At 65.9% G+C, this 13,267-nt stretch carries 5 protein-coding genes; 3 read left to right on the top strand and 2 right to left on the bottom strand.

The genetic code is table 11. The features are described from left to right. Nucleotides 1-69 precede the first annotated feature (69 nt). Nucleotides 70-2,250, bottom strand: coding sequence for an ornithine decarboxylase (locus KEC55_RS22025; protein ID WP_282510750.1), 2,181 nt, complete (start codon nt 2,248-2,250; stop codon nt 70-72). A gap of 508 nt (nt 2,251-2,758) precedes the next feature. On the opposite strand from KEC55_RS22025, the gene KEC55_RS22020 reads away from it, so the two are divergent. Continuing rightward, entirely contained in the window at nt 2,759-5,059 is a 2,301-nt protein-coding gene (locus tag KEC55_RS22020; RefSeq protein ID WP_282510749.1) for an Orn/Lys/Arg decarboxylase N-terminal domain-containing protein, read from the top strand. 61 nt (nt 5,060-5,120) lie between these two features. Then, nucleotides 5,121-6,506: a putrescine-ornithine antiporter gene (gene potE / locus KEC55_RS22015; protein WP_282510748.1), complete on the top strand. Its 1,386-nt coding sequence runs from the start codon at nt 5,121-5,123 to the stop codon at nt 6,504-6,506. Nucleotides 6,507-6,532: 26 nt separating this feature from the next. Here potE and KEC55_RS22010 read toward each other — a convergent pair whose 3' ends face one another. Next, nucleotides 6,533-7,441, bottom strand: a complete 909-nt coding sequence (locus tag KEC55_RS22010; protein ID WP_282510747.1) for a LysR family transcriptional regulator — start codon at nt 7,439-7,441, stop codon at nt 6,533-6,535. Between the two features lie 510 nt (nt 7,442-7,951). Here KEC55_RS22010 and KEC55_RS22005 point away from each other — a divergent pair. Continuing rightward, nucleotides 7,952-13,234 carry a YadA-like family protein gene (locus tag KEC55_RS22005; RefSeq protein WP_282510746.1) on the top strand — a complete coding sequence of 1,761 codons (5,283 nt, stop codon included), beginning with the start codon at nt 7,952-7,954 and terminating at the stop codon, nt 13,232-13,234. Nucleotides 13,235-13,267 lie beyond the last annotated feature (33 nt).

Here is a 13,267-nt window from a genome sequence, read left to right as displayed (position 1 = left end):
GCGCCGTGCGGCAGTCTCGAAGAAGGGCGGCAGTCGCGAAGAAGGGCGGCGCATGGCCGCCCGGCAAGTTCAGGCGCGCGATGCGTCGACGCCGGCCGCCACCACATACGCCGACGCCTGCTTCGTGCCGTCCGGTTTCGTTTCCAGGTACACGCCCTGGATCTCCGGCTCGAAGCCCGGCAGCGCGTTGATCCCGGCCTCCAGTGCACGGAAATAGTCGAGCGCCGGGCCGCCCCACGCTTCGCCGGGCACCACGCAGAAGATCCCGGGCGGATAGGGGAGCGCGCCTTCGGTCGCGATCCGGCCTTCGATGCGCTCGAGCGTGACGAGCTCGACGTTGTTGCGGATCAGCTCGGCATTCGCGGCCTGCGGCTGCATCACCTGCTTCGGGAATTGCGCGCGCCGGAACATCTGCTTTTGCAGGTGCTTCATGTCGTGGCTGCGGTAGAAGTCGTGCATGCGCTGGCACAGCTGCCGCAGGCGCATGGTGCCGTACAGCTCCGGATACGCTTCGCACAGCGACGGAATCGCTTCGCGCAGGGGCGTGTCCTGGTCGAGATGGCGCTCGAACTGCGCAAGGTGCGCGACCAGATGCTGCAGCTTGCCGAAACTTTCCGACGGCGTGAGCAGGAACAGGATCGTGTACAGGTCGGCTTTCTCGGGCACGACGCCGTGCTCGCGCAGGTAGCGCGCGAGGATCGGCGCCGGCGCGCCGAACGGCGCGTACTCGTGCGTGTCGCGATCGATGCCGGGCGTCGTCAGCAGCAGCTTGCACGGGTCGACGAAATACTGGTCGTCCGCATAGCCTTCGAAGCCGTGCCAGGTGTCGGCCGGGTGGAAGCGGAAGAAGCGCAGGTCGTCGACGATCTGCTCGGTCGGGTAGTCGGCCCACGGGCGGCCGTCGATCTGTTGCGGAACGAACGGGCGAATCTGGCGGCAGGTCTTCATCAGCAGCTTGCGCGCATCGACGCCATGCGCGACGCAGTCGCGCCACAGCCGCTTGCCGGCCGGGCCCGCGTGCATCTGCGCGTTGACGTCGAGCGCCGCGAACATCGGGTAGAACGGGCTCGTCGACGCATGGATCATGTACGCGTTGTTGAAGCGCCGGTGATCGCAGAAGCGCTTCTGGCCTTCGATGTGGCTGTCCTTCTTGTGGATCTGCGATGTTTGCGAGAAGCCGGCTTGCTGCTTGTGCACCGACTGCGTGACGAAGATGCCGGGATCGTCGGGGCCGAGCGTCAGCATCAGCGGCGAGCAGTCCTGCATCATCGGGATGAACTGCTCGTAGCCGACCCATGCCGAATCGAACAGGATGTAGTCGCACAGATGCCCGATCCGGTCGACGATCTCGCGTGCGTTGTAGATCGTGCCGTCGTAGGTGCCGAGCTGGATCACCGCGAGCCGGAACGGGCGCGGCAGGTCGGCGCGCTCGGGTGCGACGTCGCGGATCGCGTCGCGAATGCGTGCTTCGTCGAGCGCCGCGCTGTCGACGCCGCCGATGAGGCCCCACGCGTTGCGCGCGGTTTCGAGGTAGACCGGCCGTGCGCCCGACAGCACCAGCGCGCCGAGGTGCACCGACTTGTGGTTGTTGCGGTCGAACAGCACGAGATCGTCGGGTGCGAGCAGCGCGCTCGTGACGACCTTGTTCGACGTCGATGTGCCGTTCAGCACGAAGTAGGTCTTGTCCGCGTTGTAGATCCGCGCGGCGTTGCGCTGCGCTTCCAGCGCGGGGCCTTCGTGGATCAGCAGGTCGCCGAGCCGGACGTCCGCATTGCAGAGGTCGGCGCGAAAGATGGTTTCGCCGAAGAAGTCGAAGAACATCCGGCCGAGCGGGTGATTCGAGAAGAACTGGCCGCCCTGGTGGCCCGGGCAGTCGAACTCGACGTAGCCGCGCTGCACGTATTCGCGCATGACCTTGAAGAACGGCGGCAGCAGGTTCTCGCTGTAGATGTCGGCGGCGGCGGAAATCTGCCGGCCGTAGTAGTGGCGGCCGCCGTGGCGGAGCTGAATCACGCCGTTCGCGCTCGGCAGGATCGACGGCGGCACTTCCTGGTCGGGTTCCACCGCGACGAAGAACGGAATCGCGAAACCGGTTCTTTCAACGGTTTTCAGCACCTTTTGTGCCGATTCGATTCCGACGACGATTGCCGCGATATTCGTGAAATCGGTCTGGAATACGTCGACCTGTTCGTGCGTGGTGAGGAAGGCGCCAATCAGCGCCGGCTCGACTGCGATTTTCAACAGGCTCACGCGAACTCTCCCGTAAATGTGCGGAAGCGGGAGCGCTATTCGCACCGGCGCGCCGTCCTGATCCGACATGCGCCATAGCCGATTGAAACGCTCCCGCGAATACTGAATGCCGAATGCGCGCTGCTCGACTTGGCCTTGCCTGGCGAGGCACAGCCGCGTTCGGACAGTGCCCGGCGCAGCCGATCGTAGCAACAAAAGCATGCGAATTCAATCGACCGCAATCGACTATGTCATTACGAGATGAGCATGATCAAATAATCTGGAATTGGCATGCTGCAGTGCACATAAAAATGATCAAATTATGAAATCCGTTTTGAAAGGCGCCGATAGTTTCACCGAATCGTCAGCTTTTCATCGAAAGGCATCTATGGCATAGTCGGCTCCGAATTGGATGGCGAATCAAACCGGAATTGCGAGCGTCTCACGCTGCGGACCGTAGCCTGCTGTCCGCGTGCTCGTGGGATGAACAACACAACAATCGAAGCATCGGAACCGCGAGGGCAACATCATGAATACTTCAGCCGGTGGCATTCGTCGTCTCGGCATGCGTGCACTGCTGGTCGATGACGAGATCACGCAGGAAACGGCGACCGGGCGTGCGGTCCGTACGCTGAGCGCGGAGCTCGTGCAACGCGACATCGACGTGCTCACGGCGACATCCGCCGACGATGCGATCATGCTGATCCGTTCCGATCCGTCGATCCAGTGCGTGCTGCTCGACTGGGATCTCGGCGTGGACGGCCACGGGCCGTCCGAGGCCGTGGTCGACGCGGTCCGGCAGCGCAACGCCAATGTGCCGATCTTCCTGCTGGCCGACCGCAGCGTCGCGTCGTCGGTGCCGTCCGCGGTGATGGGGCAGGTCGACGATTTCGTGTGGCTGCTCGAAGATACGGCCGACTTCATCGGCGGGCGCATCCACGCGGCGATCGAACGCTATCGCTCGACCGTGCTGCCGCCGATGTTCGGCGCGCTCGCGAAGTTCTCCCGCGTCTATGAATACTCGTGGCATACGCCCGGACATACGGGCGGCACGGGCTTCCTGAAATCGCCGGTCGGCCGCGCGTTCTTCGAATACTTCGGCGAATCGCTGTTCCGCTCGGACCTGTCGATCTCGGTCGGCGAACTCGGCTCGCTGCTCGACCACTCGGGCCCGATCGGCGAAAGCGAGCGCTACGCGGCGCGCGTGTTCGGCGCGCATCGCACCTATCACGTGACGAACGGCTCGTCGACGTCGAACCGCATCATCCTGATGGCGAGCGTGAGCCGCGACCAGATCGCGCTGTGCGACCGCAACTGCCACAAGTCGGCCGAGCACGCGATGACGATGTCGGGCGCGATCCCGACCTACCTCGTGCCGACACGCAACCGCTACGGGATCATCGGACCGATCGCCTCCGAGCGCCTCACGCAGACGGCGATTCGCGAAGCGATCTCGTCGAACCCGCTCGCGGCCGGGCTGGCCGATCGCCAGCCGAAGCACGCGATCATCACGAACTCGACGTACGACGGCCTCTGCTACAACGTCACGCGCGTGGAAGAACTGCTCGGCGCGAGCGTCGACCGGCTGCACTTCGACGAAGCCTGGTACGGCTACGCGCGTTTCAACCCGATCTACCGCGACCGCCATGCGATGCACGGCGACCCGCGCGACCATCACACGGATCGCCCCACGGTGTTCGCGACGCAGTCGACGCACAAGCTGCTGACCGCGCTGTCGCAGGCGTCCTACATCCACGTGCGCGACGGCCGCAGCCCGATTCCGCATGGTCAGTTTAACGAAACGTTCATGATGCACGCATCGACGTCGCCGAACTACGCGATCATCGCGTCGAACGACGTTGCCGCGGCGATGATGGACGGCCCCGGTGGCGCCGCGCTGACGCACGAGTCGATCGAGGAGGCCGTCGCGTTTCGCCAGATGATCGCGCGGATGAACAGCGAATTCGGCGCGAAGGGCGACTGGTTCTTCGAATGCTGGCAACCCGACACCGTGCTCGAGGCGCGCACGGGCCGCACGCTGCCGTTCCACGATGCGCCGCCCGAGCTGCTCGCGAGCGACCCCGCATGCTGGGTGCTGCGTCCCGGCGCGCAATGGCACGGCTTCGGCAACATCGAGGACGGCTACTGCATGCTCGATCCGATCAAGGTGTCGATCGTCACGCCGGGCGTCGCACCGGCCGGCGGCCTGATGCCGGTCGGCATCCCGGCGAGCGTCGTGACCGCGTATCTCGATGCGCGCGGGATCGTCGTCGAGAAGACGACCGACTTCACGATCCTGTTCCTGTTCTCGATCGGCATCACGAAGGGCAAGTGGGGCTCGCTCGTCAGCGCGCTGTGCGACTTCAAGCGCGACTACGATGCGAACCTGCCGCTCGACATGGCGATTCCGTCGCTCGCGAAGGAGCATGGTTCACGGTATGCGGGCATGGGGCTGAAGGACCTGGCCGACACGATGTTCGCGGCGATGGAGCAACTCGGCACGACGCGGCTGATGTCGGAGGCGTTCTCGATCCTGCCGACGCCGGAGATGAGCCCGGTGCGCGCGTACGAGCATCTCGTGCAGGGCCGCGTCGAGCAGGTCACGCTCGAAGAACTGGCCGGGCGCACGGTCGCCACCGGCGTCGTGCCGTATCCGCCGGGTATTCCGCTGTTGATGCCGGGCGAGAACGCGGGGCCGGCCGGCGGCCCGGTGCTCGGCTACCTGAAGGCGCTCGAAGCGTACGACCGGCGTTTCCCGGGCTTTGCGCACGACACGCACGGCGTGGAAGTCGAGGACGGCACCTATCGCGTGTACTGCCTGACGGCGTGAGCGCCTGAACGGACGAACGAGCGACCGGCCGCGCGCGGCCTCACATCGAAGGATCGACATCATGGAAAACGCAGCGCGCATGACCGACGCGGCCCCGGCGGCCGCGTCGAAGAACCGGATGAATGTCTGGCAGCTGACCATCCTCACGGCGGTCAACATGATGGGCTCAGGCATCATCCTGCTGCCGTCGAAGCTCGCGCAGGTCGGCACGATCTCGCTGCTGTCGTGGATCGTCACGGCCGGCGGCTCGCTCGCGCTGGCCTACGCGTTCGCGCGCTGCGGGATGCTGAGCCGCAAGCCGGGCGGGATGGGCGGCTACGCGGAATACGCGTTCGGCAAGGCCGGCAACTACATGGCGAACTATACGTACGGGCTGTCGCTCGTGATCGCCAACGTCGCAATTGGCGTCACGGCGGTCGGCTACGGCACCGTGCTGTTCGACGCGACGCTGTCGCCGCTGCAGACGGGGATGTGGACGATCTTCCTGCTCGTGCTCACGACGGTCGCGAACTTCGGCGGCTCGCGCATCACCGGCCGGATCGGCGCGGTGACCGTATGGGGCGTGATCGTCCCGGTCGTCGTCGTGTCGCTGATCGGCTGGTTCTGGTTCAGCGGCGCGACCTGGGGTGCGGCATGGAACCCGAACAACATGCCGTTCGGGCCGGCCGTCGGCAGCTCGATCGCGGTGACGCTGTGGGCGTTCCTCGGCCTCGAGTCGGCATGCGCGAACTCGGATGCCGTCGAGAACCCCGAGCGCAACGTGCCGATCGCCGTGCTTGGCGGCACGATCGCGTCGGCGATCTTCTACATCGTGTCGACCAACGTGATCGCGGGCATCGTGCCCAACGCGATCCTCGCGAAGTCGAACGCGCCGTTCGGCATCGCATTCGCGACGATGTTCACGCCGACCGTCGGCACGATCGTCACCGCGCTGATGGTGATCGCGTGCATTGGCTCGCTGCTCGGCTGGCAGTTCACGGTCGCGCAGGTCTTCAAGAGCTCGGCGGATGTCGGCTACTTCCTGCCGGTGTTCGCGAAAGCGACGCGCACCGGCACGCCGATCGTCGGCATGGTGATCCTGCTCGTCGCGCAGGTCGCGCTGGCGCTGATGACGATCAGCCCGGAATTGAGCAGCCAGTTCCAGAAGATCGTCGATCTGGCGGTCGTCACGAACCTCGTGCCCTACGTGATGTCGATGGCCGCGCTGATCACGATCCAGAAGGTCGCGAAGGTGCCGCCGGCCAAGGCGCTGCTGACGAACGTGATCGCGATGGTCGCCACCGCGTACAGCTTCTATGCGCTGTTCAGCTCGGGCGAGCAGGCGCTGATGCTCGGCGGCCTGTGCGTGTTCCTGGGCTGGACGCTGTTCGGCTTCGTCAGCGCACGCTTCTACCAGATGGAAGTCGACGCGCACGTGAAGGAGCCGGGCAAGTCGCTGCAGGCGTGACGGCCTCCGCCGGTGGCCGGTGACGGCTACCGGCGACGCTTCGTCAGCAGCAGCGGGACCTCCTTCTTCAGCAGGTCGACGACCGCGCGCACGCGTGGCGGCAGCGGCCGTTGCGCCTGCACGAGCGCATTGAGCGCGTAGTCGGGGATCGTATGGCGCGGCAGGATCTCGACGAGCTTCCCCTGCTGGAATGCGGTGATGCAGGCCGGCAACTGGACCACGCCGATGCCGCCGCCGGCCACGATCGTGTCGTACATCGGGCGCCAGTGGCTCGTCGTCATCACCGTCTGGATCCGCGCGTATTCGACGCTCTTGTCTTCATCCAGCAGCGGCAGCTGCTCGTTCGCGAAGATGCCTTTCACGCGGATGAACGGATGGCTCGCGAGGTCGGCCTTCGTTTCGATCGGGCCAAACCGGTCGAGATACGACGGCGCGGCCACGAGCACGCGGCCGACTTCGCCGATCGGATGCGCGACGAACCCGCCGTCGCCGAGCTGGCCGAGACGCATCGAAATGTCGACGCCTTCCGTGACCGGATCGACGATGTTGTCGTTCAGCACCAGGTCGATGTGCAGTCGCGGGTAGGCCGTGCGGATCTGCATCAGCGCGTGCGGCATCACGACCTCGCCGAAGCATTGCGGCGCCGCGAGCCGGATCGTGCCGACGAGCGTGTTTTCCGTTTTCGATACCGCGGCAATCGTGTCTTCCGCCGCTTCGAGCAACTCCTTGCTGCGCGCGTAGAAGATACGGCCTTCTTCCGTGCAGTTGAGCGTGCGCGCACTGCGCATCAACAGCCGGGTGCCGAGAAATTTCTCGAGCTTGTCGATGCGCTCGCTGACGGCCGGCTGGCCCATGTCGAGATCCCGGGCCGCGCCGGACATCGTCCCGCGCTCTACGACCCTGACGTAGATCCGCATCGTCGCCAACAAATCCATGAAATCGCGCCTCTTGTCTGATTAGAATCGGCTTATAATCCACACCGAAATTCCATGATTCATTCCCGGATGGCGTGTAATGCGCGCCGCATGCGAAGAATCTTCCGGTAAATACAACGTATTCACAACCAGCCGGAAAATATTTCGCATGTCGATCCGTTTTTCAATCGAAAGATGGTACTAAAGCGCCATTCCGCGAGGGATGTGCATCGAGCCGATATTGGATATCGGGTCGACAACCTACCGCCAAACCCTGACGCGCCGTAACCTTCGCCGCGATCTGTCCGTTTCGACAGCTCCTGGTTGATGCACGGCATGGCCCGTTGCGTCCCCATCGATCTCACTTCTCCTGACCGGATCGTCCGGCGTTGTCACCTGTTCCAGTGACATCGCGTCGAACGCCCGGTCCGTCAGTCTGCTTCGGTTTCTCCCGGCTTCCTGCTTTTCGCGTCAGCAACAACAGGTTGATCTGCACTACTGATCGGTTGCGTCGGAACCTATAAAACCGCTATGAACAAGATATACAAAACGATCTGGAATGAATCGGTCCGCGCGTGGATCGCGGTTCACGAGAACGCCGCCGCGTGCGGCAAGCCGGCGCGCAGCGCGCGTCGGCAGGTATCGCGCGGGTTGCTCGCGCTGGGCGTGGCCGCGACCGGTTTCGCGGCGATGACGCCGGGTGCGTTTGCGCAGACCGTCGTATCGGGCGGGGCCAACAACGCATCGTCGGGCAAGACGGCGTCGGTCGACCCGAGTTGCGGCCAGAGTTTCGTCGACCGGAAAAATCCGGGCAACACGTCGTCGGGCGGCGCCACGTACATGCTGACCAACGGCTGTTCGACGGCGGTCGGCAACAATGCGTCCGCGCAGTCGGCCGGCGTGGCGCTCGGCGATCGCGCGAGTGCCGCGCAGGGTGGCGTGGCGCTGGGAGTCGGCGCGGCAGCGGTACAGGGCAACTCGGGCGTGGCGATCGGGCCGGTTGCGCTGTCGGGCGGCAACACGAGTATCGCGATCGGCCGACAATCGGCGGCAACCGGCGATTATTCGATGGCGCTCGGCAATGTCGCGTATGCGAAGGGCGAGAGCGGTATCGCGATGGGGCACTCGGCGCTGGCGGACGGCTACCGGTCGATCGCGATCGGCGCATCGGATTCGCGTGCGGCCGGCAACGACGGCGTGTCGAATGGCGCGAACTACAACCCGGCCACCCAAACGCGAGCGAGCGGGACGAGCTCGGTGTCGCTCGGTGCGGGGGCCGTGACGAGCGTCGATGACAGCGTAGCGCTCGGCTCGAACAGCGTCGGCGCGGCGAATGCGGCAGGTCCCGCAAAGTTCAGCGGCGATGCGATTGCGTCGACCGGCGCCGTGTCGATCGGCAGCGCGGGTAGCGAACGCCAGATCAAGAACGTCGCCGGTGGTACGGCCGCGACCGATGCGGTCAACGTGAACCAGTTGACCGCGGTGTCGGACCGTGCGGTCAAATACGACACGAACCCGGACGGGTCGGTCAACTACGGCAGCGTGACGCTGAACCCGGGCGGCGCGACGTCGAAGCTCGGCAACGTGGCGGCGGGCGATGTGTCGTCGACCAGCACCGATGCAGTGAACGGTGCGCAGCTGAACCAGACGAACCAGACCGTCAACAGCCTGGGCGGCAGCACGGCATCGGCAATCGGTGGCGGCGCGTCGTACGACCCGGCGACGGGCAAGGTGACGGGTCCGACGTACAACATCGCGGGCAGCCAGCAGACGACGATCAGCGACGCGATCAACGCGCTGAACGAAGGCTGGAACGTGACGACGAGCGGCAACGCGAGCGGCACGTCGTTGGCGGCGATCAAGCCGGGCGCGACGATGACGGTCGACGGCGGCAAGAACATCGCGCTGACGCAGAACGGTTCGACGATTTCGATCGCGACGAGTGACACGCCGACGTTCACGAGCGTCGGGATCGACAACGGTGGCCCGGTGTTGTCGGGATCAGGGCTGAACATGGCCGGTCAGAAGATCACGAACGTCGCGGCCGGTGACGTGTCGTCGACCAGCACCGATGCGGTGAACGGCGCGCAACTGAACGACACGAATCAGAAGATTCGGCAGGCGAGCGACCAGGCGGTGAAGTACGACACGAACCCCGACGGTTCGATCAACTACAACAGCGTGACGATGAACCCGGGCGGCACGCCGACGAAGGTCACGAACGTGGCGGCGGGCGACGTGTCGGCGACGAGCACGGATGCCGTCAACGGCGCGCAGTTGAACCAGACGAACCAGACCGTCAACAACCTGGGCGGCAGCACGGCATCGGCAATCGGTGGCGGTGCATCGTACGATCCGGCGACGGGCAAGGTGACGGGGCCGACGTACAACATCGCGGGTGGCCAGCAGACGACGATCAGCGATGCGATCAACGCGCTGAACGAAGGCTGGAACGTGACGACGAGCGGCAACGCGAGCGGCACGTCGGTAGCCGCGATCAAGCCGGGCGCGACGATGACGGTCGACGGCGGCAAGAACATCGCGCTGACGCAAAACGGTTCGACGATTTCGATCGCGACGAGCGACACGCCGACGTTCACGAGCGTGGGGATCGACAACGGCGGCCCGGTGTTGTCGGGGGCGGGGCTGAACATGGCCGGGCAGAAGATCACGAACGTCGCACCCGGCGACGTGTCATCGACCAGCACCGATGCGGTGAATGGCGCGCAACTGAACCAGACGAACCAGACCGTCAACAACCTCGGCGGCAGCACGGCATCGGCAATCGGTGGAGGCGCGTCGTACGACCCGGCGACGGGCAAGGTGGCGGGCCCGACGTACAACATCGCGGGCGGCCAGCAGACGACGATCAGCGACGCGATCAACGCACTGAACGAAGGCTGGAACGTGACGACGAGCGGCAACGCGAGCGGCACGTCGGTGGCGGCGATCAAGCCGGGCGCGACGATGACGGTCGACGGAGGCAAGAACATCGCGCTGACGCAAAACGGTTCGACGATTTCGATCGCGACGAGCGACACGCCGACGTTCACGAGCGTGGGAATCGACAACGGCGGCCCGGTGTTGTCGGGGGCGGGGCTGAACATGGCCGGCCAGAAGATCACGAACGTTGCACCTGGCGACGTGTCATCGACCAGCACCGATGCGGTGAATGGCGCGCAACTGAACGACACGAATCAGAAGATTCGGCAGGCGAGCGACCAGGCGGTGAAGTACGACACGAACCCCGATGGTTCGATCAACTACAACAGCGTGACGATGAACCCGGGCGGCACGCCGACGAAGGTCACGAACGTGGCGGCTGGCGACGTGTCGGCGACGAGCACGGATGCGGTGAACGGTTCGCAGCTCTACGACACGAATCAGAACGTGACGAAGCTGGGCGACACGCTGACCCACATCGCCGGCGATACGAGCCAGTCGTACACCGACCAGAACGGAACGGGCATCCGTTACGCGCGCACGAACGAAGCGGGCCTCGCGCAGACGGATGCGTTCGCACAGGCGCCCGGCAGTACGGCCGTCGGTTACGCGGCAACCGCCAGCGCCGACGACGCACTGGCGCTGGGCCGCCAGGCGACGGCCTCGCATGCCGGCAGTGTCGCACTGGGCGCACATTCGATCGCGAACGGCAGCACGCTCGGAAACGCGGCATACAACCCGGGCACCGGCCCTCTCGCGGGGACGAACCCGGTTGGCGAAGTGAGCATCGGCCGCGGCGGCGCGGAGCGCCGGATCACGAACGTCGCGGCCGGTTCGGCCGATACGGACGCCGTGAACGTGAGCCAGCTGAAGTCGGTGGAAACGAGCGTCGGCAATGTAAGCGACCGCGCGGTGAAGTACGACGGCAACCCGGGCGATCCGAAGACGCGGATCACGCTCGACGGCCCGGCTTCGACGGACGGCGGCAAGACCGGTGGCACGAAGATCACGAATGTCGCGCAGGGCGACGTGTCGGCGAACAGCACCGACGCCGTCAACGGCTCGCAGCTCAACGAAACGAACGGAAACGTGACGAAGCTGGGCGACACGCTGAACCACGTCGCCGGCGATACGAGTCAGTCGTACACGGACCAGAACGGAACGGGCATCCGTTACGCGCGCACGAACGAAGCGGGCCTCGCGCAGACTGACGCGTTTGCACAGGCACCTGGCAGCACGGCCGTCGGTTACGCGGCAACTGCCAGCGCCGACGACGCACTGGCGCTGGGCCGTCAGGCGACGGCGAGCCATGCCGGCAGTGTCGCGCTGGGTGCCGATGCGATCGCGGACGGCACGACCCTCGGCAATGCGGCGTACAACCCGGGCACGGGCGAGCTGGCCGGCACGAGCCCGGCCGGCGAAGTGAGCATCGGCAGCAGCGGCGCGGAGCGCCGGATCACGAACGTTGCGGCCGGCTCCGGCGACACCGATGCCGTGAACGTCAGCCAGTTGAAGTCGTTGCAGGCGGGCGTCGTCGACCTGAGCGCCGGCGCGGTGAAGTACGACCGGAATCCGGACGGCACGATCGACTACACGCACGTGACGATGAACCCGGGCGGCGCGCCGACGACGATCACGAACGTCGCGGCCGGCGAACTGTCGGCGACCAGCATGGACGCGGTCAACGGTTCGCAACTGTACGAGACGAACCGGAACGTGACGCGGCTCGGCGACCAGGTCGACAACATCGCGAACGGTGGCGGCATCAAGTATTTCCACGCGAACGGCGGCACGGCGCCGCTGCCCGACTCGCAGGCGAACGGCTTGGGCAGCGCGGCGATGGGGCCGGCCGCGAACGCCAACGGCGTCAACTCGGTCGCGGTCGGCAACGGAGCGGTCGCGAACAAGGACGGCGATGTCGCACTGGGCGCGGGCTCGGTCGCCGATCGCGGCGCGGAGCAGTACACCGGCAAATACTCCGGTGCGCAGAACAGTACGGCCGGCACGGTGTCGGTCGGTGCGCCGGGCGCCGAGCGCACGATCAGCAACGTGGCCGACGGCCGCGAAGCGACGGACGCCGTGAACGTGCGCCAGCTCGACGGTGCGGTCAAGGAAGCGAAGGACTACACCGACCAGCAGGTGCAGAAGGTGGCCGGCGATGTCGTGAACGTCGGCGATGACGTCCGCAAGCTCGGCGACCGGATGACGAATGTCGAAGGCGACGTGACCAGCGTGAAGAACGGCTCGGGCGGCATGTTCCAGGTCAGCCAGGACCGGACGCCGGTCGCGCCTGCCGCGAGCGGCAGCAATGCTGTTGCCGGCGGCGCGGGTGCCGTCGCGTCGGGTGCGAACAGCACGGCGCTCGGCAACCAGGCGAGCGCGACGGGCAGCAATTCGACGGCGGTCGGTAATGGTGCGAAGGCGTCGGGCAGCAATTCGGTCGCGCTGGGTGCGGGGTCCGACGGCAGCCGCGACAACGCGGTATCGATGGGCGCGGCGGGCCGCGAACGCCAGGTTGTCAACGTGGCACCGGGCACGGCCGGCACCGATGCGGTCAACGTCAACCAGTTGCGCGCGATGGAACACGGCCTCGGGAGCCAGATCGCGGGTGTGCGCAGCGACTTGCAGAGCCTGGATCACCGGCTGACCGCGGGCGTTGCCGCGGCGATGGCGATGGCCGGCTTGCCGCAGGCGTACCTGCCGGGCAAGAGCATGGTCGCGCTCGGCGGCGGCGCGTGGCGCGGCGAGAGCGGTGTCGCGCTTGGCCTGTCGACCGTGTCCGACAACGGCAACTGGGTGCTGAAGGGCTCCGCGAGCAGCACGTCGCGCGGTGACCTCGGTGCGTCGGTTGGCGTCGGCTACCAGTGGTGAGCGCACGCCTCATGAACATCCATCACACCGGAA

It is taken from the genome of Burkholderia cepacia, assembly GCF_029962485.1.
Taxonomy (GTDB): Bacteria; Pseudomonadota; Gammaproteobacteria; order Burkholderiales; family Burkholderiaceae; genus Burkholderia.
This window is presented reverse-complemented; position numbering and strand designations above follow the sequence as displayed.

Excerpts from the sequence above, each read along its gene's own strand:
- KEC55_RS22010 (WP_282510747.1), bottom strand. The coding sequence starts at position 7,441 with ATGGATTTGTTGGCGACGATGCGGATCTACGTCAGGGTCGTAGAGCGC.
- potE (WP_282510748.1), top strand. The coding sequence starts at position 5,121 with ATGGAAAACGCAGCGCGCATGACCGACGCGGCCCCGGCGGCCGCGTCG.
- KEC55_RS22020 (WP_282510749.1), top strand. The coding sequence starts at position 2,759 with ATGAATACTTCAGCCGGTGGCATTCGTCGTCTCGGCATGCGTGCACTG.
- KEC55_RS22005 (WP_282510746.1), top strand. The coding sequence starts at position 7,952 with ATGAACAAGATATACAAAACGATCTGGAATGAATCGGTCCGCGCGTGG.